The sequence below is a fragment of the Streptomyces cadmiisoli genome (assembly GCF_003261055.1).
Classification (GTDB): Bacteria; Actinomycetota; Actinomycetes; order Streptomycetales; family Streptomycetaceae; genus Streptomyces; species Streptomyces cadmiisoli.
The window spans coordinates 1,300,462-1,324,618 of sequence record NZ_CP030073.1 but is presented as its reverse complement, the minus strand read 5'-3'; the positions used below and the strand labels follow the sequence as shown (position 1 = coordinate 1,324,618).

17 protein-coding genes are annotated in these 24,157 nt (G+C 72.0%); 9 read left to right on the top strand and 8 right to left on the bottom strand.

Annotation, left to right across the window (positions count from 1 at the left end):
- Window positions 1-31 precede the first annotated feature (31 nt).
- Complete coding sequence (locus DN051_RS05385) at window positions 32-1,120, bottom strand: NADH-quinone oxidoreductase subunit B family protein (protein WP_053756130.1); 1,089 nt, start codon at window positions 1,118-1,120, stop codon at window positions 32-34.
- A gap of 54 nt (window positions 1,121-1,174) precedes the next feature.
- Window positions 1,175-2,899 (bottom strand): hydrogenase maturation protein, encoded by a 1,725-nt coding sequence (locus DN051_RS05380; protein WP_053756131.1) that lies wholly within the window; start codon window positions 2,897-2,899, stop codon window positions 1,175-1,177.
- A 277-nt stretch (window positions 2,900-3,176) separates the two neighbouring features.
- Between DN051_RS05380 and DN051_RS05375 the strand changes: the two genes are divergently transcribed.
- Both DN051_RS05375 and DN051_RS05370 read left to right on the top strand, forming a co-directional pair.
- On the top strand, window positions 3,177-3,494 hold the full coding sequence (locus tag DN051_RS05375) for a hypothetical protein (protein WP_053756132.1): 318 nt from the start codon (window positions 3,177-3,179) through the stop codon (window positions 3,492-3,494).
- A 249-nt stretch (window positions 3,495-3,743) separates the two neighbouring features.
- On the top strand, window positions 3,744-5,105 hold the full coding sequence (locus tag DN051_RS05370; RefSeq protein ID WP_112438115.1) for a M28 family peptidase: 1,362 nt from the start codon (window positions 3,744-3,746) through the stop codon (window positions 5,103-5,105).
- A gap of 110 nt (window positions 5,106-5,215) precedes the next feature.
- On the opposite strand, the gene DN051_RS05365 is transcribed toward DN051_RS05370, so the two are convergent.
- A complete protein-coding gene (locus tag DN051_RS05365; protein ID WP_053756134.1) occupies window positions 5,216-5,794 on the bottom strand; it encodes an AMIN-like domain-containing (lipo)protein in 579 nt (192 codons plus the stop codon).
- A gap of 184 nt (window positions 5,795-5,978) precedes the next feature.
- Window positions 5,979-6,893 carry a UTP--glucose-1-phosphate uridylyltransferase gene (locus DN051_RS05360; RefSeq protein ID WP_053756283.1) on the bottom strand — a complete coding sequence of 305 codons (915 nt, stop codon included), beginning with the start codon at window positions 6,891-6,893 and terminating at the stop codon, window positions 5,979-5,981.
- 418 nt (window positions 6,894-7,311) lie between these two features.
- On the opposite strand from DN051_RS05360, the gene DN051_RS05355 reads away from it, so the two are divergent.
- The 5 genes from DN051_RS05355 to DN051_RS05335 all read left to right on the top strand — a co-directional run bounded on the left by DN051_RS05355 (window position 7,312) and on the right by DN051_RS05335 (window position 14,452).
- Window positions 7,312-7,650, top strand: a complete 339-nt coding sequence (locus DN051_RS05355) for an antibiotic biosynthesis monooxygenase family protein (RefSeq protein ID WP_053756135.1) — start codon at window positions 7,312-7,314, stop codon at window positions 7,648-7,650.
- Window positions 7,647-8,534 carry an NAD(P)-dependent oxidoreductase gene (locus DN051_RS05350; RefSeq protein WP_053756136.1) on the top strand — a complete coding sequence of 296 codons (888 nt, stop codon included), beginning with the start codon at window positions 7,647-7,649 and terminating at the stop codon, window positions 8,532-8,534. The genes DN051_RS05355 and DN051_RS05350 overlap by 4 nt, the downstream gene beginning before the upstream one ends.
- Window positions 8,531-9,553, top strand: a complete 1,023-nt coding sequence (locus DN051_RS05345) for an amidohydrolase family protein (protein WP_112438114.1) — start codon at window positions 8,531-8,533, stop codon at window positions 9,551-9,553. Before DN051_RS05350 ends, DN051_RS05345 begins: the two co-directional genes overlap by 4 nt.
- Window positions 9,550-10,791, top strand: coding sequence for a cytochrome P450 family protein (locus tag DN051_RS05340; RefSeq protein ID WP_112438113.1), 1,242 nt, complete (start codon window positions 9,550-9,552; stop codon window positions 10,789-10,791). The genes DN051_RS05345 and DN051_RS05340 overlap by 4 nt, the downstream gene beginning before the upstream one ends.
- A 286-nt stretch (window positions 10,792-11,077) precedes the next feature.
- Window positions 11,078-14,452, top strand: a complete 3,375-nt coding sequence (locus DN051_RS05335; protein WP_053756139.1) for a pyruvate carboxylase — start codon at window positions 11,078-11,080, stop codon at window positions 14,450-14,452.
- A gap of 69 nt (window positions 14,453-14,521) precedes the next feature.
- Here the strand turns inward: DN051_RS05335 and DN051_RS05330 are convergent, their stop codons facing one another.
- The 3 genes from DN051_RS05330 to DN051_RS05320 form a co-directional block, all read right to left on the bottom strand.
- Window positions 14,522-15,667 (bottom strand): amidinotransferase, encoded by a 1,146-nt coding sequence (locus tag DN051_RS05330; protein WP_053756284.1) that lies wholly within the window; start codon window positions 15,665-15,667, stop codon window positions 14,522-14,524.
- Between the two features lie 137 nt (window positions 15,668-15,804).
- Window positions 15,805-16,527 (bottom strand): FAD binding domain-containing protein, encoded by a 723-nt coding sequence (locus DN051_RS05325; protein ID WP_112438112.1) that lies wholly within the window; start codon window positions 16,525-16,527, stop codon window positions 15,805-15,807.
- 189 nt (window positions 16,528-16,716) lie between these two features.
- On the bottom strand, window positions 16,717-18,825 hold the full coding sequence (locus DN051_RS05320) for a SpoIIE family protein phosphatase (RefSeq protein WP_112438111.1): 2,109 nt from the start codon (window positions 18,823-18,825) through the stop codon (window positions 16,717-16,719).
- A gap of 312 nt (window positions 18,826-19,137) precedes the next feature.
- Between DN051_RS05320 and DN051_RS05315 the strand changes: the two genes are divergently transcribed.
- Window positions 19,138-21,597 carry a SpoIIE family protein phosphatase gene (locus DN051_RS05315; protein WP_112438110.1) on the top strand — a complete coding sequence of 820 codons (2,460 nt, stop codon included), beginning with the start codon at window positions 19,138-19,140 and terminating at the stop codon, window positions 21,595-21,597.
- Window positions 21,598-22,262: 665 nt separating this feature from the next.
- Here DN051_RS05315 and DN051_RS05310 read toward each other — a convergent pair.
- Complete coding sequence (locus DN051_RS05310) at window positions 22,263-22,796, bottom strand: hypothetical protein (RefSeq protein ID WP_063797202.1); 534 nt, start codon at window positions 22,794-22,796, stop codon at window positions 22,263-22,265.
- A gap of 482 nt (window positions 22,797-23,278) precedes the next feature.
- On the opposite strand from DN051_RS05310, the gene DN051_RS05305 reads away from it, so the two are divergent.
- On the top strand, window positions 23,279-24,151 hold the full coding sequence (locus DN051_RS05305) for a hypothetical protein (protein WP_112438109.1): 873 nt from the start codon (window positions 23,279-23,281) through the stop codon (window positions 24,149-24,151).
- Window positions 24,152-24,157 lie beyond the last annotated feature (6 nt).

Here is a 24,157-nt window from a genome sequence, read left to right as displayed (position 1 = left end):
GGGGTCGGTCAGCGGGCCGCGGGCGCGGTGGTCACCACGGCGGCCGGTAGCCGGTGGTGATCTCCTGGCCGCGGTGCCGCCACTTGGGTTCCTTGTCCACGGTCCTGGCCGTGATGTTCCGCAGCCTGCGGATCACCGCGCCGTACGCGCCGCTGGCCGTGCTGGACAACCTGCCGCCGGGAGGTTCGTCCATGAACGGCATGAACTTGTCGGGGAAGCCGGGCATGGTGCACGCGATACAGATGCCGCCCACGTTGGGGCAGCCGCCGATGCCGCTCATCCAGCCGCGCTTGGGCACGTTGCACTTGACGACCGGCCCCCAGCAGCCCAGTTTGACCAGGCACTGCGGCGAGTCGTAGGCCGTCGCGAACAGGCCTTCCTCGTAGTAGCCGGCCCGGTCGCAACCCTCGTGCACGGTGGCCCCGAACAGCCAGGTGGGGCGCAGCTTGTCGTCGAGCGGGATCATCGGCGCGGACCCGACGGCCTGGTAGAGCAGGTACGTCAGGGTCTCCGCGAAGTTGTCGGGCTGGATGGGGCAGCCCGGCACGCACACGATGGGGATGCCGGCCTCGGACTTCCAGTCCCAGCCCAGGTAGTCGGGCACACCCATGGCCCCGGTCGGGTTGCCGGCCATCGCGTGGATGCCGCCGTACGTCGCGCAGGTGCCGATCGCGACGACCGCCAGCGCCTTCGGGGCGAGCCGGTCGATCCACTCGCTCGTGGTGATGGGCTGGCCGGTCTCGGGATCGTCGCCGAAGCCGCACCAGTAGCCCTCCTGCTTGATCGACTCGTTCGGGACGGACCCCTCCACCACCAGCACGAACGGGTCGATCTCACCGCGTTCGCCCTTGAAGAACCACTCGATGAACGTGTCCGCGCCGCCGACGGGTCCGCACTCGAAGTCGATGAGCGGCCAGTGCACCGCGATCTTGGGCAGTCCGGGCAGCGCCCCGAGGACGATCTCCTCGATGCTGGGCTGCATGGCGGCCGTCAGGGCGACCGAGTCGCCGTCGCAACTCAGACCGGCGTTGATCCAGAGGATGTGGATCGGCTTCTCGTCCGTGCCGGGTGCGCCGGCCCTGCCCGGCTCCTGAGCCGTGGTCGGCGATGCTGCGTTCATCACATGCCTCCTGGGGAGGAAAACGGCATGGCCGACGAATCGGCCGTGTTCCTGCTAAGAGTCGGCCAACCTGACCGACGCCGCATCCGCAGCGACGCGATGCGCCGTTGCGCGTTCCTTGCGTGCGAACGCCCGGCGCAGGGCGTGGTACGGCGCGTCGGGGTCGAAGAAGGTGGCACGCATTCTGGCCAGTTCGCGCTCGCGGACCGCCGCCAGCGGGGTGTCGGACTCACGCCGGTCGGTCTCGGTCTTCTTGGCCGCGAGGCGCGTCCGGGTGAGCGGGGAGGCCGCCAGCCGGGCGGCCAGCAGCAGGACCTCGTCGGTGAACCGGGACGGCGCGCACTCCACCACCCGGTCGACCAGGCCGATGTCCCGGGCTCTGGCGGCCGTGACGGGCAGGGCGTCCTCGGTGAGCCGCTCGGCGGTGGTCCGGCCGACCCGGCGGGGCAGGGTGTACGTCCAGTACTCGGAGCCGTACAGGCCCATGAGCCGGTAGTGCGGGTTGAGCACCGAGCCCGAGCGGCACCACACCTCGTCGGCGGCCAGCGCCAGCATCACCCCGCCGGCCGCGGCGTTGCCGCCGATCGCGCCGACCACCAGCCGGTCGGTGGTGTCGAGGACGGCCTCGACCAGGTCGTCCATCGCGTTGATGTTGGCCCAGGACTCGGCGGCGGGGTCGGCCGCCGCCTCGATGACGCCGAGGTGGATGCCGTTGGAGAAGAAGTCGCGCGCCCCGCCGAGGACCAGCACCTCGGTCGGCCGTTCGCGGGCCGCGCGGTAGGCGGCCAGCAGTCTCCGGCAGTGGTCGGTGGACATCGCGCCGCCGGGAAAGGAGAACGACAGTATGCCGACGGGCCCCTCCTCCAGGTACCTGATGTCGGACCAGGCGGTGTCGTCCATCGGAGTGAGTGCAGTGAGTGCCGGGGCGGGCCGCTCGGGCAGACCGGACAGCCGGCCGGCCAGGGCGGTGACGGCCGGCAGTTTGCAGGCGCGGGGCACGCCGGGGCCGGTGCGCGCCCGCAGTTCGGGGATCCACACCGCCCCGTCCACCGTGGCGCGGCAGACCGCGCCCGCCCGGGTGGCCAGCAGCTCTCCCGGGCGCCCCCTGAGGCGGTGCTCCGGGTGGCCGCCGTGCAGGAACCATTCTCCGCCGAGCAGTCCGTCCAGGACGCCGGGCTGGGAGTCGGCGGCGCGCAGGGCGCGCAGCACCGTGTCGGTGGAGTCCTCGGCCCACGAGATCCGGCGCGTCTCCTGGCGCAGCACGGGCCGGGTGCGCGCGTGGGGGCGCCTGGGCAGGGAGTTCTGGTCCACCGGGACGTAGCGCCCGGAGGCGAATCGTTCCACCGCCAGCAGGACGGCTTCCACGGCCGCGTCGGACAGCTCGTTGCGGTACAGGTCGCTCTTGCCGACCGGAGGAAGGGGGAAGCGCGCCGTCGCCCACACCGGGCCGGCGTCCATCTCCTCGTCGGCCTGGAGCACGGTGACACCCCACTCGCGGACGTCCTCGTGGATGGCCCAGTCCAGCGAGGAGGGCCCACGGTCGCCGACCGGCCCGGGGTGCACGATCAGGCAGGTCCGCGCACTCCACACCTCGCGCGGCACGACCGCCTTGAGCAGGGGTGCCACGATCAGGTCGGCCCTGTGCCGCTGCACGGCCGCACGCACGTCGTCGCTGCCGGGGGTCACCTCCACGGCGACGGCGTGCCCGCGCTCGCGCAGTTCGGCGTGGACGCGTTGCGTGAGGCTGTTGTAGGCACTGGCGATGAGCAGGATGCGCATGGCGCCTCTCCCGGGGATCCTCGGCCGGTCGACGGCACGGCCGTCCGTGGTGGGGCGACCCGCCGACTCAGATCGTCGGGCATCAGGGGCCGTGGGCGTCAGCACGAACCCCGTTCGTCACCCGTACGAGTCATGGTTCCCGCCACATGGTCGGGCGGCGTGCGCAAGCGCCGCGGCCGTCGTCGACGAGGACGGGCAGGTCGTCCGGTCGGCCGCATCCCCCGGATCCCCCGGCCGGACCGGGGGTATGCGAAGGGGCACCCGAAGGAGGAGCGTCATGACCACCTACGTCATCACCGTGCCGGGCACCTTCACCGACGGCATCGACGACGGTGCCCGGGCCGAACTCGCCCGGGCCCTGCGCCCGGCGGACCCCCACCGCACCCAGATGGGGAGCCAGGAGGACCTGGACGTCCTCACCGTCAACGACGACGGCACCTTCACCCTGCGCCTGACCGTCGTCGCGGACAGCGGCCCCCGCGCGGAGACGGACGCCCGCCTGCTCGCGGACTCGGCGCTGCGCGCCGCCGGTTTCGACGAGGGCAGCGCGCCACTGGGCCCGCCGGCGATCACCGGCATCGATTCCGAACTCTGAGGCGAGGGGCTGAGGGGAGCGGGGGCGGGGAGGCGACGGGCGAGGGGGGACAGGGAGAGACACGACTCGGCGGACGCCCCGATTCCTCGGGGCGTCCGCTGAGCGAACACCTCTGACCGGATACGGCTCTTGACGGGCCATCAACATCTGGCTGAACATCGGGCACACGCAGCACCCGCACAGCTCTGGCACCACAGCACCAGGCTCCGATCGATACAGCCCGTCGACGAGAAAGTGCGGACCCCCCACATGACCGACCTGAGATTCAGCCTGCCCAAGTCCACCTTCAGACGGACGACCGCTCTGGTCGCCGTCACCCTGGCGGGCCTCCTGGCCGCCAGCTCCCCGACATCGGCCGAGGACGGCGCCGGCGGCGCGGGAACGGCCGCGTCCGGCGAGGCGCGGGCACTGGCCGCGCCCGACATCCCGCTGGCGAACGTCAAGGCGCACCTGACCCAGTTCCAGTCGATCGCCACCGCCAACGGCGGCAACCGGGCGCACGGCCGGCCCGGCTACCGGGCCTCGCTCGACTACGTGAAGGCGAAGCTGGACGCGGCCGGTTTCACCACCACCGTCCAGCAGTTCACCTCCTCCGGCTCGACCGGGTACAACCTGATCGCCGACTGGCCGGGCGGCGACGCCGACCGGATCGTGATGGCCGGCGCGCACCTCGACTCGGTCTCCTCCGGAGCGGGGATCAACGACAACGGCTCCGGCTCCGCCGCCGTGCTGGAGACGGCGCTCGCCGTCTCCCGTGCCCAGCTCCAGCCCACCAAGCACCTGCGGTTCGCCTGGTGGGGCGCCGAGGAGCTGGGACTCGTGGGCTCCCGGTACTACGTCAACAACCTTCCCGCCGCGGACCGTTCGAAGATCTCGGGATACATCAACCTCGACATGGTCGGCTCACCGAACCCGGGCTACTTCGTCTACGACGACGACCCGGCGATCGAGAAGGTCTTCAAGGACTGGTACGCGGGCATCGGCGTCGCGACCGAGATCGAGACGGAGGGCGACGGACGCTCCGACCACGCCTCGTTCAAGAACGTGGGCATTCCGGTGGGAGGTCTGTTCACGGGCGCGAGCAGGGCCAAGACGGCGGCGCAGGCCGCCAAGTGGGGTGGTACCTCCGGCCAGGCCTTCGACCGGTGCTACCACTCGTCCTGCGACTCGACGACGAACATCAACGACACCGCGCTGGACCGCAACAGCGACGCCCTGGCCCATGCGATCTGGACCCTGGGCACCGAGGAGCCGCTGCCGCCCGGTGAGGTGTACGAGAGCACCGGCGACGTCGCCGTCCCGGACAACGGCGCCGCGGTGACCTCGACCCTCACCGTCTCCGGACGTACCGGGAACGCGCCCGCGGCGCTGCGGGTGGGGGTGGACATCAAGCACACCTGGCGCGGTGACCTGGTGGTCGACCTGCTCGCACCGGACGGCACGGCGTACCGCCTGAAGAGCTCCAGCAGTTCGGACTCCGCGGACAACGTGATCGCCACCTACACCGTCGACGCGTCGAGCGAGACGGCCGACGGGAACTGGCGGCTCAGGGTGCAGGACGTGGCCGCTCAGGACACGGGCTACATCGACAGCTGGAAGCTGACCTTCTGACGGACCGGTCCGGCCGCACGCCACCGCGGACGTCGCGGGGCCCGGCGCGGAGCACCTCGCTCCCGCCGGGCCCCGCGGCGTTCGACGGCGTCGACCGGACGGACTCGCCCTCAGCGGGTGCCGGTCCAGTTGTGGGCCACGTCCACCACGACCCGGTCGTCGAGCACGAACACCCGGAACGGCAGCCGCGCGCGCACTCCGAGGCCGATCTGCGTGTCGCCCTCGAAGCTGCCGGCGAACCTGGCGTCCTTGAAGGTGCGGTATCCGGTGAGATCCACGCCGGGCAGCGGACGGCCCGCCCGGCCGGGGTAGGTCGCTTCGCCGGTCTCGTGGTCGTAGGCGGGCGCCGCCACCCGTACCTCGAGGACGGCTCCGCCGCCGACTGGGACGGGCCGTCCCGATCCGTCCTGGCGGATGCGGTCGACGTACTCGACGGTGTAGCCGAGACCGGTGCCCGCTCCCGGGACGTCGACGACCATGCGGTCGTAGCAGGTCTGGCGGCCGGTCCTGATGTTCGTCACCGATGCCGTCGTGGCCGACGAGTCGTTCTTCTCCAGGCTGCCCCAGCCTGTCGGGCACGCCGTCGCCGGTGCGACGGAGAGCGGGGAGGCCTGGACCGGGGTGGCCGCCACCGCTGTCACGGTGCCCATGAGAGCGAGCGCAGCCCATACTGTCCTGATTCGCGCCATTGTGTACCCCAAGGTGCGTATAGTGCTGATATGAAGGAGGACAACCCGGAAAGCCAAAGGGTTGTGTCCTTCGGGGCACCTTCTCGACGCCGTTCGATCGCCTCGTGCCGGCCGTGTCGGCGGCCCCGAGCGTGACGGCCTCGACGGACGGCCGGTCTCCCGCTCCCCGCTCGGTACCGCTGCGTCAGGCTCCGGTGTCGTCGCCCCTGGCGTCGAGTTCACCGACCAGGCCGCGCAGCAGGGGCCCGTACTCGGGGTGGGAGAGGGCGAAGGCCATCTGGGCGACGAGGTAGTCGGCCGGATTGCCGGTGTCGTACCAACGGCCCTGGATGACCTGGCCGTAGACCGCCCGGGTGGCGGCGTAGGCGTTGATGGCGTCGGTCAGGTACACCTCGCCGGTCCGGTGTTCGTACCAGCGGCGGGTCTGCTCGCGCAGTTCGTCGACGATGCCCGGGGTGATGACGTAGCCGCCGATGGCCGCGTACGGCGACGGCGCGTCCTGCGGTTTCGGCTTCTCGACCAGGCCGGTGATGCGCAGCTGGCCGTCGCCCAGGTCCTCCTTGACGACGGGCACGCCGTAGCGCTGGGAGTGGGCGGGGTCCATCGGCAGCAGGGCCAGCACCGGGCAGCCGGTCTGCTCGTAGGCGCGGATCAGCTGCTGGGCCCGGGGGGTCTCGGCCACGAACACGTCGTCGGGCCACAGCACCAGTACGGGCTCGTCGCCGAAGGAGCGGGCGGCGTTCAGCACGGGGGTGCCGTTGCCGTAGGGGCCGTACTGGTCGAGGTAGGTGATGTGGCCCTTGCGGGCCAGCTCGGCGACCTCCTCCACCGCGTCCGCGTACGCCGTCTTGCCGTCCTCGCGCAGCTGCGCGACGAGGGCGGGATTGGGGCGGAAGTGGTCCTGGATGAGGCTCTTGCCGCCGGACACGACGATGGTGATGTCGGTGATGCCGGAGTCCACCAGCTCGCGCACGGTGTGCTCGATGACCGGCTTGTCGCCGACCGGAAGCATCTCCTTCGGTGTCGCCTTGGTCAGGGGCAGCAGGCGGGAACCGAGCCCGGCGGCGGGGATCACCGCCCTGCGGATCGTCGGGGACATCAGATCTCTCTCGGTCGAGCGGCGCACCGTGCCGACCGGCACGGCACACCTCGACGCTATCAACGCCCGCCACCGCTCACGCCCGGCCCCCGGTCCTGCCCCCACGACACCGGGGGCGCGGCCCGCCGCCGGGGGATCGTCGAGCGGGTGTCGTGCCGCCGCCGCGGCCCCCGTCCGGTCACCCGTGAGGGTTCGTTCGCGGGGCTCGGCCACAACGGGTTCGCCGGGGCCCGTTCGTGTGACGCCGGGCGCGGCCGGACGCACCGCGAGGGACCGTCTCGTCACTCACCCGAACAGACCAAGAACTCAGCGTGAGCCCTTGTCCCCATTGGCCCGTCCCCCATTCGGAGTTGCGGCCGGACGGGGGGCATGGCTCGGTGGAGTCGTGTCCTGCCGGATCTCACCTTCAGGAGGAGACATGGGCACCAAGCAGAAGGGCCATTCGGCCGAGCAGCTGTCCGTCGTTTTCACGGTCCGTGTGAAGGAGGGCGGCGAGCAGGGGTTCCTGGATCTGTACGACCAGATCCGGAAGTCCGTCGCCAAGACCCCCGGCCACATCGTCGAGAAGCTCGGCGCACCCGTGGACGACTCACGTCAGTGGGTGATCACCAGCGAGTGGGAGACACCCGAGCACTTCTTCGCCTGGCAGCAGAGCGAGGACCACAACGAACTGGTGGCTCCGCTGCGCCAGTGGGTCGACTCCACGCAGTCGCTGCGGTTCCGGATCGTCAAGGAGACCGTGGGGGCGAAGTCATGACACGTGCGACCAACGGCCCCGTGGCCGTCCTCGGCCTCGGCCTCATGGGCAGCGGGCTGGCCACCCGCCTCCTCGACCAGGGCATACCCGTCCGGGTCTGGAACCGGACCCCGGAGCGGGCCGAACCGCTCGTCAGGTCCGGCGCGTTCGCGGCGGCCGGTCCCGCCCACGCCGTCGAGGGCACGACCCACACCATCTGCACCGTCTCCGACGGCGAGGCCCTCAGCGAGGTGCTGCGCGGGACCGACGGAATGCTGACGAAGGGCCCCTACCCCGGCACCCTGATCTGTGCGAGCACCGTCGCTCCCGAAGAGGTCGTCCAGATCGCCGGCGACGTCCCCTCGGTGCTGGACGTCGGCATGCTCGGCAACCGCGACCACGCCCGCGAGGGCGAGCTGCGGCTGTTCGCCGGCGGTGAGGAACGGGTCTTCAACGCCTGCCGTCCGCTGCTGGAGATGCTGGGCAAGGAGGTCGTCCATCTGGGCGCACTCGGTTCCGGCATGCGGATGAAACTGCTCCTCAACCTCCTGATGGGGGTCGAGGTGCAGGCGCTGGCCGAGGCGACCGAGCTGGCGTCGGCCACCGGGCTCAACCGGCAGCAGGTCCTCAAGACGATCGCGGGCAGCGGCTTCGCCTCCCCGGTGATGGCGTTCAAGTCCAAGCGACTGGCCTCCGGCAACTTCGGCAAGCCGGACTTCAGGCTGCGGCTGATGGCCAAAGACCTCATGCTCGCATCGAAGCAGGCTGCTGCGGTCGGCCTGAGTCTGCCGCTGGCGACCGCCGCAGCCGAGACCCACGTCCGTGCCACCGAGCAGGGACTGGGTGACGAGGACTGCGCCGCGGTCACCCGTGCACTCACACCGAAACCGGGAAGCAGCACATGATCATCGACATCCACGGGCATCTGTCCCCACCGGAAGCGGCCGAACGCTTCCCCATGCCCCCCAGCCTGACCGACGTCGACGGCATGCTCGCCGCCCGCGCCCAGGCCGGGATCGATCTCACCATCATCGGCAGCCCCGTCGGCGCCGGTGCGATGGCCCGGGTCCCGGGCATCGACAACTACGCGCAGCCACGGGACCGGCTGCGCGGCTTCCACGCCTGGATGTCAGGCCTGATCGCCAAGTTCCCCGACCAGTTGCGCGGCTATGTGTACGCCAACCCGTTCGGGGACGACGACCACCTCGAAGGTGTGCGGGAGACGCTGCAGGATCCCGCCTTCGTCGGCCTGATCACCACGTCCAGCGTCCACGGGGAGCTGCTCGGCTCCCCGCGCGCCGACTCCTTCTTCGCGCTGGCCGCGGAGGCGGGAGTGCCGGTGCTGGTGCACGCACCGGCGGAACCGGTCGGCACGGAACGGGTCGACGACTTCAGCTTCGTGGAGCAGATCGGCCGCTTCGGCGACCTCACCGTCGGCATGGCCATGATCGCGTTCGCGGGATGGCTGGACAAGTACCCCGGTCTGCGACTGATCGGCGCTACCGGCGGCGGCGCGATGGCGCTGCTGCCGGAGCGCCTGCAGACGGCGGCGCGCCCCCGGCACTGGGCCGGGGGCGCGCCGCCCTCCGGGCGGCCCGCCGACCGGAAGCCCGGCACCGCCCCGCCCGCGGCCGGCGCGGCGAAGCCCGCGTCGCACGGGGCGATGGCGCCGTCGGCCGACCCGATCGCCGCACTGCGGCGCATGTACGTCGACACCAGCCCGTTCAGCGCGGCGCACCTGAGCCTCAACGCGGAGGTCCTCGGGCCCGAACGGATGCTGTTCGGCACCGACTCACCGCCGATGGCGGCGCCGCTGGAGGACTTCGTCCGCATGATCGAGAAGCTGCCGGTGGACAAGGCGTCCCAGCAGCGGATCCTCGGCGGCAACGCCGAGGCCCTCTTCGACCTGAGGAGTCGTCCGTGACCACCACGCAAGACGCCGTCGCCGCCGCCGAGCGGTGCACTCCGGAGTACCGGCGCAACCCTCACCCGGTCTACGCCCAGCTCCGCGAGTCGGCTCCGGTCTGCCCGATGAGACCGCCGCACGGCAACGAGACGTACCTGATCACCCGGTACGAGGACGCGCGCAACGCCCTGTCGGACCCGCGGTTGAGCAAGGACATGTACGGCGCCATGGACGCCTACCGGAGGATCTTCGGTGACTCGTCCGTGGCGCTGGACGACAACATGCTCAACTCCGACGCGCCCAAGCACACGCGGCTGCGCAAGCTGGTCAACACCGCGTTCACCCCGCGCCGGGTGGAGGCGCTGCGGCCGAGGATCCAGGAGATCGTCGAGACACTCCTCGACGACTGTCCCACCCGCGAGCCCCTCGACCTGCTCCCCGCCTTCGCGTTCCCGGTGCCGATCGCCGTGATCTGCGAACTGCTCGGGGTGCCGCCGCAGGAGCGCTCGAAGATGCAGCAGCTGTCCACCACGGTGGCGCAGACCGGCTTCAGCGCGGAGTCCAAGCGGGCCCAGCAGAAGGCGGAGGAGGACCTGCACGCGTACTTCACGGAGCTGATCGCGCGCAAGCGCAGGGAACCGGCCGACGACATGCTGAGCGCCCTCACCGCCGTCCGGGACACCGACGGCGGGCTCAGCGAGAACGAGCTGGTCTCCACGGCGTTCCTGCTGATGTTCGCCGGTCACAAGACGACGGCCTACCTCATCGGCAACGCCGTCTACCACTTCCTCGCCCGTCCCGCGCAGCTCCGCGCCGTGCAGGAGAAACCGGAACTGATCGGTCCGGCGGTGGAGGAACTGGTGCGCTACGAGGGTTCCGTGGAGAGCGCGACGTTCCGCTACGCCACCGAGGACGTGGAGTACAGCGGGACGCGGATCCCGAAGGGCGCCCTGGTGCAGATCGCGCTCACGTCGGCCAACCGCGACCCGGAGAAGTTCGAGCGCCCGGACGACTTCGACGTGCGGCGACCGGGAAACACGCAGAACGCCCACCTCGGGTTCGGGCACGGCAGCCACTACTGCCTGGGTGCCCCGCTGGCCCGGCTGGAGACGCAGCTGGCGCTGAGCACCCTTTTCGGCCGCTTCCCCCGGCTGACGCTGGCCGACCCCGCGAGCGGGCCGCAGTGGATGGCGGTTCCGTTCCCCGCGTTCCGCGGCCTCGCGGAGCTGCCGGTCGTGCTCGACCCCGCCGGGTGACGGGGCGCGAGGGCTCCGGAACCGCGGCGCGGTTCGTGGAGCCCGGCGCGGACGGCTGACCCACCGCCCGCGGACATGCCGAACGGGCCCCTCGGCAGAGGGGCCCGTTCGGCATCGGCCCCGCCGAGGACGCGTTCGTCGGACGACGCACATCTCCGGGCGGCGAGAGGCCGCCGTACCGCTTCGCGCGCATCCGCCGACGGGTGAGTGGCCCGGCTCACATGGCGCAGCGCAGGCGTCGCCGACACCATAGAGCGCGTCCACCGGCAGGCTGAAGGGATCGAGCATGTTCCGCAAGGTGCTGGTCGCGAACCGTGGTGAGATCGCGATTCGTGCGTTTCGTGCCGGCTACGAACTGGGCGCGCGTACCGTCGCGGTCTTCCCCTACGAGGACCGCAACTCGCTGCACCGTATGAAGGCCGACGAGGCGTACGAGATCGGCGAGCCCGGACATCCGGTGCGGGCCTACCTCTCCGTCGAGGAGATCGTCCGCGCGGCGCGCCGGGCGGGAGCGGACGCCGTGTACCCGGGCTACGGGTTCCTGTCCGAGAATCCCGAACTCGCGCGCGCCTGCGAGGAGGCGGGCATCACTTTCGTCGGCCCGACCGCGGCCACCCTCGAACTGACCGGGAACAAGGCGCGCGCGGTGGCCGCCGCCCGCGAGGCCGGCGTCCCCGTGCTGGGCTCCTCGGCGCCCTCCGCCGACGTGGACGAACTGGTGCGGGCCGCGGGGGACATCGGCTTCCCGGTGTTCGTCAAGGCGGTCGCCGGTGGCGGCGGGCGCGGCATGCGCCGGGTCGAGGAACCCGCCCAACTGCGCGAGGCCATCGAGGCGGCCGCCCGTGAGGCGGCGTCCGCCTTCGGCGACTCCACCGTCTTCCTGGAGAAGGCCGTCGTCGACCCCCGCCACATCGAGGTGCAGATCCTGGCCGACGGCGACGGCCACGTCATCCACCTGTTCGAGCGCGACTGCTCCCTCCAGCGGCGCCACCAGAAGGTGATCGAGCTGGCGCCCGCGCCGAACCTCGATCCGGAGCTGCGGGACCGGATCTGCGCGGACGCGGTGCGCTTCGCCCGGCACATCGGCTACCGCAACGCGGGCACCGTGGAGTTCCTGCTCGACCGCGACGGGAACCACGTCTTCATCGAGATGAACCCGCGCATCCAGGTCGAGCACACGGTGACCGAGGAGGTCACCGACGTCGACCTCGTGCAGGCGCAGATGCGTATCGCCGCCGGGGAGACGCTGGCCGACCTCGGCCTCGCCCAGGAGACCGTCACCCTGCGGGGAGCCGCGCTCCAGTGCCGTATCACCACCGAGGACCCGGCCAACGGATTCCGCCCGGACACCGGCATGATCAGCGCCTACCGCTCGCCCGGCGGGTCGGGCATCCGACTGGACGGCGGCACCACCCACGCCGGTTCCGAGGTCAGCGCCCACTTCGATTCCATGCTGGTCAAACTCACCTGCCGGGGGCGGGACTTCCCGACGGCCGTCGGGCGGGCCCGGCGTGCCGTGGCCGAGTTCCGCATCCGCGGGGTGGCCACCAACATCCCCTTCCTCCAGGCCGTACTGGACGACCCGGACTTCCAGGCCGGACGGGTCACCACCGCGTTCATCGAGCAACGCCCCCATCTGCTGACGTCGCGTCACTCGGCCGACCGCGGCACGAAGTTGCTCACCTACCTCGCCGACGTCACGGTCAACAGGCCGCACGGCGAACGGCCCGAGGTGATCGACCCGGTCACCAAACTGCCCGCGCTGCCCGCGGGCGAGCCGCCCGCCGGGTCCAGGCAGCGGCTCGCCGAGCTGGGTCCGGAGGGATTCGCCGGATGGCTGCGCACGTCGCCGACGATCGGCGTCACCGACACCACGTTCCGCGACGCCCACCAGTCGCTGCTCGCCACCAGGGTCCGCACCAAGGACATGCTCGCCGTGGCCCCGGTGGTGGCCCGCACCCTGCCGCAGCTGCTGTCCCTGGAGTGCTGGGGCGGCGCCACCTACGACGTCGCGCTGCGCTTCCTCGCCGAGGATCCGTGGGAGCGGCTGGCCGCACTGCGTGAGGCGGTGCCGAACATCTGCCTCCAGATGCTGCTGCGCGGGCGCAACACCGTGGGCTACACGCCGTACCCGACCGAGGTGACCGACGCCTTCGTGCAGGAGGCGGCGGCGACCGGCATCGACATCTTCCGCATCTTCGACGCCCTCAACGACGTCGCGCAGATGCGGCCCGCCATCGACGCGGTCCGCGAGACCGGAACGGCCGTCGCGGAAGTGGCCCTGTGCTACACCTCCGACCTGTCCGACCCGTCCGAGCGGTTGTACACGCTGGACTACTACCTCCGCCTGGCCGAGCAGATCGTGGCCGCCGGCGCCCACGTGCTGGCCGTCAAGGACATGGCGGGCCTGCTGCGGGCGCCGGCCGCCGCGACGCTCGTGTCGGCGCTGCGCCGGGAGTTCGACCTGCCGGTGCACCTGCACACCCACGACACGGCCGGCGGCCAGCTCGCCAGCTATCTCGCCGCGATCCAGGCGGGCGCCGACGCGGTGGACGGCGCGGTGGCCTCGATGGCGGGCACCACCTCGCAGCCGTCGCTGTCGGCGCTCGTGGCCGCGACCGACCACTCCGAGCGGCCCACCGGACTCGACCTCGGCGCCGTCGGGGACCTAGAACCGTACTGGGAGAGCGTCCGCAAGATCTACGCCCCCTTCGAGGCGGGCCTGGCCTCGCCGACGGGGCGCGTCTACCACCACGAGATCCCCGGCGGCCAGCTCTCCAACCTGCGCACCCAGGCCATCGCGCTGGGCCTGGGCGAACGCTTCGAGGAGATCGAGGCGATGTACGCCGCCGCCGACCGGATGCTCGGCCGCCTGGTGAAGGTCACCCCGTCGTCGAAGGTGGTCGGGGACCTCGCGCTGCACCTGGTCGGTGCCGGGGTGTCGCCGACGGACTTCGAGGCGACACCGAACAGGTTCGACATCCCCGACTCCGTCATCGGCTTCCTGCGCGGTGAGTTGGGCAACCCGCCCGGCGGATGGCCGGAGCCGTTCCGCAGCCGGGCGCTGGAGGGCAGGGCGGACCCGAGGCCGCCGCAGGAACTGACGGCCGAGGACCGTACGGGGCTGGCGAAGGAGCGGCGTACGACGCTCAACCGGCTGCTGTTCCCGGGCCCGACGCGCGACTTCGAGGCGCACCGGCAGGCCTTCGGCGACACCAGCGTGCTGGACAGCAAGGACTTCTTCTACGGGCTGCGGCCCGGCACGGAGTACGCCGTCGACCTCGAACCCGGGGTGCGCCTCCTGATCGAGCTGGAGGCCGTGGGCGAGGCGGACGAGCGCGGGATGCGCACCGTGATGTCCACGCTGAACGGTCAGTTGCGTCCGATCCAGGTGCGCGACACCGCGGCCGCCTCCGACATCCCGGTGACCGAGAAGGCGGACCGGTCCGACCCCGGTCATGTGGCGGCGCCGTTCGGCGGGGTGGTGACGCTCGTGGTCGCCGAGGGCGACGAGGTCGCGGCGGGTGCCACGGTCGCCACCATCGAGGCGATGAAGATGGAGGCCGCCATCACGGCGCCGAAGGCGGGGCGGGTGGCCAGGCTGGCGATCAATCAGATCCAGCAGGTGGAGGGCGGAGACCTCCTCGTCGAGATCGCCTGACTCCTCAACCGTCCCGGGCCCGGGCCTCCGCGTCGGCGGGGGACCGGGCCCGGGACGGCCTTGCCGCGCTCAGGGGAAGTAGGACTCGAGCGTGCCGCGGCGTCGGATGTCGAGCGTCGCGCAGTGGAAGGAGCCGCCGAACGGCGCGTAGTGCAGCAGGTTGCACGGGATCGGCTCGAAGCCCCACTTCTCCAGCGCGCGCAGCATGCCGGTGTGGTGCCGCTCCGCGATCACCCGCTTCTCGTCGACCATCAGGATGTTCATGCTGAGCCATCTGCCGCACATCGAGGTGAGGCGGAGCAGCCGGTCGTCGATCGGATCGGGCTCCGGGGCGATGAGCACGTCCCACGAACTCAGCACGTCCGGCAGCCGGTCGACGTCGATGTACTCGGGATTGACCAGGACCTTGCCGGGGGCCAGCACGAGGAACGTGGTGTCGATGTGCATCGGTGTCCGGCAACTGCTCTCGACCTCGTGGACACGGAAGCCGGGACCGAGATGGCGGCGCAGCCAGTCGATGCCCATCCGGTTGGTGACATTGCTCCGCGTCACGAACAGGTCGCGACCCGCGCGGACGAAGTCCGCGGCGTCGAAGACCGGCTCGAACTCGGTCAGGATGTAGCGCATCGGCTCGCCGGAGCCGGGGATGCTGAAGTCCTGCTCGAACAGCGCGTCGGTGAGCTGCGGCCGGGGTGCCGCCGTCCAGCGCGCACCGCGCCGGAAGTAGTCCTTCAGGAGCGCCCGGTAGGAGTGCGTCTCGAAGTACCGGCACGGCCACGCCATCGGGGTCTCGATGATCTCGTCGCCGATCACGAGCATGCTGTCGCGGGGACAGGTGTTGCAGAAGCCGCGTGACGACCAGTCGGGTGTGCCGAAGCGCTGCCTGTGGTCGACCGGGTCCGGACGCCTGACGGTGACGTCGAGGGATTCCAGCAGTGCGATGAACTCGTCCAGCTCCCGCTGGGCCGACTCGATGAGCCTGCGCGGGTACTTGAACCCGGCGGCGAGGCCTTGGAGCCGCTGCGCCCACGGCGGGATGTTGCAGGTGACGACCGGATGGTCGGAGGGAATCGTCGCGCCGTCGAGCCGCCCGACGACGATCTCCTCCAGCGGATCCCACTCGTTGTGCGAACTGACCGGCGAGACCAGGAGATCCGCACGGGCGTCGGTCTCCGTCGTCGCTGGCCGAATGCCGGGTCCTTGGTCTACCGCCATGCTCATCCGCTTTCGATCACGGGTTCCTTCGATCACAGATGCCAGTCATCAAATGTAACCATTTCCGTCTCGATGCGGCACGGCGGGAGCGTTCGGGTGGCCGAGGAGCCGACGGTCACGACGGCGGGTTCACGGGTTCACCGGTCGGCGAGGCGGGTCAGGAGGTCGCTCACGTGCCGGCGCACCGCTTCCCAGTCCGAGGCGTCCACCGTGCCGACGGCCGTGCGCCGCAGGGCATCCAGCACCTGTTCGGTGTCGCCCTCGCACACCGTGCTGTCGCTGAGGACCTCGTAGCCGTCGCGGACGGCGACGCGCAAGCGGTTGCGCCCGTCGTCGTCGGCGTGTACGGCCGAGGCGATCACGAAGGGCGGCGGTCCGCCGGCCTCGCCCGCCAGCTTGCGGTACCCGCTGACGACCGGTTCGCTCCACCGGAGGCTGAGCAGCAGATGGCGCTTGGCCACGACCTCGGCGAGGTCGGTCTCGTAGACCCCGTCCGGTTCCAGCACCGTGGCGCGGGCGTCCAGGACGCACGCCGCGGGCAACAGGCAGCGCAGTGTGCTGCCGACGAGGTTGCCGCCGACGGTGGCCGTCCGGCGGACCGCGCCGGTCCCCACGCTCGCCGCCGCGAGATGCAGCACCTCGGGCACGCTCTGGTCGACGCGGTTCAACAGGACGGCGGCGCCCAGGGCCCGGGGCTCCACGACGTTGGCCTCCGGCAGGTTGCGCAGGGACACCGCCTGCTCGGGGAAGCCGTCCCGCTGCCAGGCGGCCCACACGAGCGTCGCCCCGCCGATGGGTACGGCCCCGTCGGCCAGGCACTGCTGTGCTTCGGATATCGACGTGGGCAAACGCAACTGCACGGCAACCGACCTGCTTTCCCCGGTAGGCGGCGGCGGGTGTGGGGCCACGACACCTGAATCACGTGATCACTGTCATGGCGCATTCTCACCGCGTACCCGGGGGCGCGTACAGGGCTCAATCCAGCACAATGTGCGCCCCTGCTGCGCGGTCGCACAGGGTTGCTGACGGACCGGCAGGGCCTTCGGCACTCAGCCGGCGCGGCGGTCCGCCGGGCGGCCTGTGCCGCGGCGCTCGACCGCGCGGGCGACGAGGAGGGCGACGTCGTCGTGGTCGTCCGGGTGGCGCAGACCGTACAGCAGGAGGTCGCACGTCTCCTCGAGCGGGCGCCGGGGTTCGTCGAGATAGCCGAGCAGAACGTTCAGCCGGTCGTCGATGGGGTGGTGCCTGGTCTCGACGAGGCCGTCGGTGTAGAGCACCAGCAGGTCACCGGGGCCGAACTCGACCGTCGTCGTCTCGAAGGGGACGCCGCCGACGCCGAGCGGTGCGGCGGGAGGCAGGTCGAGCAGCGCGGGGGAGCGCCCGGCCCGGACCAGCGCGGGCGGCATGTGTCCCGCGTTGGCGATACGGCACCGCCGGGTGCGGGGGTCGTACACCGCGTACAGGCAGGTGACGATGTAGTGCTCCAGATCGCAGGTGATCTTGTCGAGGTGCTGGAGCACGGCGCCCGGCTCCAGATCGAGGTCCGCGTACGCGCAGGTGGCGGTCCGCAGCCGGCCCATCGTGGCGGCCGCGTCGATGCCGTTGCCCATGACGTCACCGACGACCAGGGCGGTCCTGTCGTCGGTCAGCGCGATGACGTCGTACCAGTCGCCGCCCACCTCGCTGGTGGCCTGGGCCGGCTGGTAGCGGGAGGCGAGTTCCAGACCGGCGTGGTGCTGCGAGTGCTCCGGCAGCAGACTGCGCTGGAGGGTGAGGGCGGTGTTGCGCACGCTCTGGAACCAGCGGGCGTTGTCGATCGCCACTGCGGCACGACTGGCCAGCTCACCGGCGAGCACGACGTCGTCCTGGTCGAAGGGGAGCGGATTGCGGGTGCGCTTGAGGTCGAGGGCGCCCAGCACCTCGCCGTGGGCGATCAGCGGCACGGCGAGATACGAGTGGACGCCCGCCTGCGCGAGCAGCTCGGTGCCCTGGGCGTCGCGCGCGATACGGGGCAGATCGCGGTCCCCGACATGGCGCACGAGGACCGGCCGGCCGGTGTGCACGCACAGGGTGACCAGCCGGTCACCGTCGTAGGCGGCCAGGTCGCCGGGTCGGTCCGCGGCCCGCAGCGCCACGCTGGGGTAGGCCGCCTTCAGGGCGAGGGAGCGGAACAGCTCCGGGCCGTTGTCCGGTTTGCGCATACGGCGGCAGGCCAGGGCGGAGTCGAGGACGTCCACGGCCACCACGTCGGCGAGCGCGCCGGTGGCGATGTCGGCCAGTTCGTGGGCGGTCTGCTCGACCTCCAGCGTGGTGCCGACGCGCGTGGAGGCCTCGGCGACGAGGGCCAGACGCCGCCGGGCCCGGTCCGCCTCGGCGGCCGCGCGGTGCCGTTCGGTGACGTCCACGACCGACGTCACCGCGCCCAGCACCCGCCCACCCGGGTCCTCCAGCCGGTAGAAGGACAGCGACCAGGCGTGCTCCTGGTCGGGGTCGGCCGGTGTGCGCCCCACGTGGTACTGGTCGAGCAGCGGGCTGCCGGTGGTGAGCACCTGGCGCAACGCGGACTCGATGGTGTCGATGTCGGCGAACGGCATGGTCTCCCGCAGACGCCGCCCGACGTGGTCCTCGGCGGGTATCCCGTCGATCCGCTCCAGCGCCGGGTTGACCAGGAGATATCGAAGATCCGAGTCGAGCAGGGCCAGACCGATCGGGGACTGGTTGATCAGCCGTTCGCACAGGGCCAGATCGGTTTCTACCCGCTGGAGCAGGCTGTGGTCGGCGGCGATCCCCAGGGCGTACACGTCACCCACGTCGTCCAGCAGCCGCATGTTGCGGAACTCGGTCAGGCGGGTGCTGCCGTCCTTGCACCGGATCGGGAAGGCCCCCGCCCAACTGCGGCCGGTCTCCAGCACTTCCGCGAACAGACGCGCCACGGCCTGGAGGTTCTCGGGATGGATGAACAGCCGTGCAGCGGACGTGCCGAGGGCTTCCTCAGAGGTGTAGCCGAACAGCTCCTCGGCCTGCGGGGTCCAGAACACGATGCGGCCCTCGGCGTCGACGACCACCGCGGCCACGCTCAGCATGTCCAGCAGAGCGATCCGCCGGGGCGGGCGCGCTTCGTACCCGCCGCCGTCGGGCTGGAGGGATTCGGCTGTCATCCCTGATCCTCCTCGACCGGCCGACAGGACGGGCCGACCCGGGTTCGCCGGCGCCGTCGTGCACCCGGATCTCCGCATGCGGGTTCTTCCATGCTCCCCCCGGGCCTGCGCCCGCGCGAGCAGCGTCTCCCACGCCCCGGCGCCGGGGCGCGCCCGGCCGCCGCGGGCGGCTCCCCGGCGCGCGGGCGCGGCTGCGGACGGCGCGTCCGGCACGATCGGCCACGGTCTTCCCCGGGCCACGGGCCGCCGCCGGGCCGAGCCGTGCACATCGGGCGGAGTAGCAGGAACATGGTCCTGTAGAGGATGGGACGCATGGATTTCGCGCGAGAGGGCTCCGACGCGCGCACGTCCGCAGGGCCGCGCGAGGTCTTCGACGCGTCCAGCGACGCGGCGGCCGTGCTCTCCGGCCGCGGAGAGGTCGTCGGCTGGACCCGAGGCGCCGAGGATCTCCTCGGCTACCCGGCGCCGGAGATCATGGGTGCCGGAGGGGCGCGTCTGCTGGACATGCCGGAGGACCCGGAGCGGGTGGCCCGGATCGCGGAACGGTGCCGCGCCGGCATGGGATGGAACGGCCTGATCTTCGTCCGGCACCGCGACGGCAGCCGCAGGGAGGTCGATCTGCGGGTGTCCGCCGCCTTCCGCATGGGCGCGGACGAGTGCTTCCTGGTCTCGGCGCGCGAACGGCGGCAGCCGTGGACGATGGGGCGGAGTGTTCTCGACGGGTTCCTGACACGTTCCCCGGTGGGGATGGCGGTGGTCGACCTGGACCTGCGGTACGTGTGGCTGAACGACACCCTTGAGCGCCTCGGCGGTGTGCCCCGCGAGCAGCGGCTCGGACGCCGTATGAGCGAGCTGCTGCCCGGGTTGCAGGCCGAGGCTCTCGAAGCGCTGATGCGCAAGGTGCTGGCGACCGGAGTCCCGGTCACCGACTACGAGTACGTCGGGTGGAGTTGGGCCGACCCGCACCGCCAACGCGCCTACTCCACCTCCTTCTTCCCCCTGGTGCAGTCCGGCAAGTCGGTCAGCGGGGTCTGCTACATGGTCCTGGACGTCACCGAGCGGTGGAACGCCCGCCGGCTGCTGACCCTGGTCAACGAGGTCGGGACCAGCATCGGCCGGACCCTCGACGTCATGGAGACGGCGCAGGAACTCGCCGACTTCTCCGTGCCCCGCTTCGCGGACTTCGTCATGGTCGATCTCCTGGAGCCGGTCCTGAGCACCGAGGGACACGGGGCGTGGCTGACCGACGCGGGGCCGGCCCCCGCCCGGCCGGCGATGCGCCGCGCCGGCCTGAGCTCCGTACGGGAAGGCTGCCCGGAGGCCGTGGCGCGGGTGGGGGACCGGGTGGACTTCCTGCCCCCGTCGCACGACGCGACGCTGCTCATCCACGGCGAGCCGGTCCTCATCCCGGTCCTCGACCCCTCCGACGAGCTGTGGGTGGCCGAGGAACCCGAGCGGGCGGCGAGCATCCGCGAGTTCGGACTGCACTCCCTGATCTCGGTACCGATGCGGGCGCGCAACACCGTGCTGGGCCTCACCACGTTCCTGCGGTCGCTCAACCCCGTCGCCTTCCAGCCCGACGACGTCCTGCTGGCGCGGGAACTGGTGGCACGGGCGGCGCTGTGCGTGGACAACGCCCGCCGCTACACCCGCGAACACGCGGCGGCGGTCACCCTCCAGCGCAGCCTGCTGCCGCAGGCCCTGACCGGAGGGACCGCGCTGGAGGTGGTCTCGTACTACCTGCCGGCCGACCCGACCGGAGGGGTCGGCGGCGACTGGTTCGACGTGATCCCCCTGTCCGGCGCCCGCATGGGCCTCGTCGTCGGCGACGTGGTCGGCCACGGCCTCACCGCGGCGGCGACGATGGGCCGCCTGCGCACCGCGGTGCAGACCCTCGCCGACATGGAACTGCCGCCCGACGAACTGCTGGCCCACCTCGACGACCTGGTGCTGCGGCTCAGCGAGGAGAGGACCGATGACGAGGCCGACCAGAGCACGACCGCCCTGCTCGGGGCGACCTGCCTGTACGCCGTCTACGATCCCGTCACGCTGCGCTGCACCATGGCACGCGCCGGACATCCGCCGCCCGTGGTCGTCCCGCCCGACGGGCGGTTCTACTTCCCGGAGCTCGCCCCCGGACCTCCCCTCGGACTGGGCGGGATGGGGTTCGAGTCCACCGAGATCGAACTCGCCGACAACAGTCTGATCGGGTTCTACACCGACGGGCTCGTGGAGGGCGACGACCGCGACATGGAGCGGGGCATGTCCCGGCTCGGCGACCTGCTGGCCCGGCAGGGCCGCAACCTCGGCACGCTGTGCACCTCCGCGGTCCGGCGGCTCGTGCCCGTGCCGCAGCCGGACGACATCGCGCTGCTCCTGGCCCGCTGCCACTCGCTGGGCGCCGACCATGTCGCCTCCTGGGACGTTCCCTCCGACCCCGCCGCGGTCGCCGACGTGCGGACCGGTGCGACGCGCTGCGTGGAAGCCTGGGGCCTGGGCGAACTGGCCATGACGACGGAACTCATCGTGAGCGAGCTGGTCACCAACGCGATCCGGTACGCCGCACCGCCGATCCGGCTGCGGCTGCTCCGCGACTCCCGGCTGACCTGCGAGGTCGCCGACGCCGGCAGGGCGTCGCCGCGGCTGAGGCATGCCCGCAGCATGGACGAGGGCGGACGCGGACTGTTCCTGGTGGCCCAGCTCGCCCACCGCTGGGGTGCGCGCCACACCGCCGAGGGAAAGATCATCTGGGCCGAGCTGGAGATCCCTTGAGCCCGGCGAACCGGTGAGGGGCCGCCCGGAGGCCGCGGCGTTGCGGCGAACGGGTGATGATGCGGCTGCCCGGACCGGACCGGCGTTCCCGTACGGGGGGCGGAGTCGTTGGGGCGGACATGGATGCCTTCGGCCCTGTTCCGAGCCCGACTCGGGACGACGGGCGTGATCACGGGCAGGGGCCCGCTCCTCGGGAACACGAGGCGGACACCTGCCCCCGGTGTGCGCAGTTGCGGGTGGCCGACGCGGGCATCGCCCGCGCATCGGCGTGGGGAAACGGTTCGCCCGCCCCTTGGATCGTCCCGCCGGGCCTGCCGCCCCGCCCCGCCGGGCCCGACCGGTGACGCCGGCGCGGGCGGCGGGAGCCTCTTGCCGGAGCGGTCGCCACCGCGCGGCGACCGCTCCAGGACCCGCCGGTGCCGACGGGCCCGTGGCACGGGACCGCGGTCATCTCCGGTCGTCCGGTGCGCGCGGCGGTCCGTCGCTCACTCACTCGTCCGGGATGCGGTGGTCCGTCCCTCACTCGTCCGGACTGCGGTGCATCGCTCGGGTCGGTCTGCTGGGTCCGCCGTCGTGCCGTGCGCGGTGGTCCGTTCCCCAGTCGTACGACGTGCGGTGCACCGCTCCCGTCGCGCTGTCGGCTCCGCCGTCGCGGCGGTGCCGGTTCATCTCTCCCGGAGGACCGGAGCGCCGGCGGTGACGGGTGTGCTCCGGTGCGGCGGCCGGCAGGCGTGTGCGGGGGCGCCGTGGCAGTGGGCCAGTTCCTGGGTCGCCCGGTACAGGGCGAGTTCCATGGTGTCTGCCGTGGTCAGCGCGCCGCTTCCGTCGGGCGGTACGAGCCAGCGCAGGTCGCCCCACCGGCAGTGGGGAGCCGGGGCGGCGATCCAGCCTCCCCGGGTGATGTAGCGGCTCGCGTCGCCCACCCAGGTCGGTGCCGGATCTGGTGGCAGGAAGAAGCCGATCTCGCGTCGTCTGCCGTCCAGGAGCACGGGGCCCGTACCGGTGCGCGGAAGATCGTCGAGGATGTCCGCGGCGCGCAGGCCCAGACATGCGGGCACGATCAGGACGTCCCACAGACGCCCGGCGGCCAGCAGATGGATCCCGGCACCGCCACGCTGCCAGTCACCCTTGTAGGCGTGCGGGTCCTCCGCGGCGGCGGCCAGCCATTCGTTCGCCTTCGTCCACTGGGTCAGTCCCATCGCGAACCTCCTGCACGTGCGGGCTTTGTGAGCCGCGGGTCGACGGCTGATGCGACCACCCTGGCCCTCGGCCGGACGGGCGGGAAGGGCGGTGAAGGACGGGACGCGGTGTCTGGGCGCACGCAGGGCGCAGATATATGCAGAAGTGCGCCGAGAACCCCTGTTCCAGGGGCGACAAACGGGCGCCGCAGGCCACGCCGATCGTCGCGCGGCGCGGCTGCGGACGCAGGCACGGACGCGACGGGGACGGACGGGTGCTGACGAGCGCGAACGGGTCCGCGACCGGCGCTGACGAGCACTGACGGATGCGGCCGGGCGCCGACGGCGGGCCGGGCGCCGGTTCCGGGGAGGCGGGAGCACCCCGCCACACGAACACTGTGAAGTGCGAACACCGAGGCGAGGCCACGGGGCGCGACCGTGGCCACGAGGGCGCGGCGACGGCGCTACGACAGCGCGGGGACGGCGCGAGAAGAGGGGTCCTGGTGGACCTGGATGCGGTTGCCGAAGAGTTGTACGGGCTGCGGCCCGAGGACTTCACCGCCGTCCGCGACGCACGTGCGGCGGCGGCCCGGAAGGCCGGGGACCGCGCGCTCGCCGGGGCGATCGGCGCACTGCGGCGCCCCAGCCTGTCGGCCTGGGCCGGCAATCTCCTCGTCCGTGAGCGGCCCGGTGAGGTCGAGCCGCTGCTGAGGCTGGGGGAGGGGCTGCGGCAGGCGCATCGAGATCTCGACGGCGCGCAGCTGCGTGAGCTCGGCCGCAGGCAGCGGGTGCTGATCCGTACGTTGTCCGAGCTGGCCGGACAGCTCGCCTCTCAGGCCGGGCACCCGATCGGCGAGGGGGCGCGGCGGGAGGTCGAGAGCACGCTGCACGCCGTGCTGGCCGATCCCGGGGCCGCCGAGGAGTGGGCCACCGGCCGGCTGGTGAGGCCGCTGACCGCGGCCGTCGGATTTCCGGACGTGGACCGGGCGGCCGTGCGACGCACCACCGCCGCTGCCGCCTCCACGGCTCGGGAGAAGCCCTCGCCCGAGGCCCGGCGCGCCGGCGCGGCGGACGAGCGGCGCAGGCGGCGGCTCGACCGCGCCCGGCAGGACGCCGAGCGAGCGCTGCGGGCCGCCGAGGAGGAGGCGGAGAGCGTCGGCCACGAGGCGGAGGAGGCCGGGCAGCGGGTGGAGCGGCTTCAGCAGCGGGTCCGCGACCTCACCGAGGAACTGCGCCGTGCGCAGGAGGAGCACCGGCAGGCCCGGACCGCCGAAGGCCAGGCACGCGAACGGGTCAGGTTCGCCGACCGCCGTGTCCGCGAGGCCAGGAAGCAGGCCGGGACCGCGGCGGCGGCGGTCGATCGGCTGTCCCCCTGAGGGCCT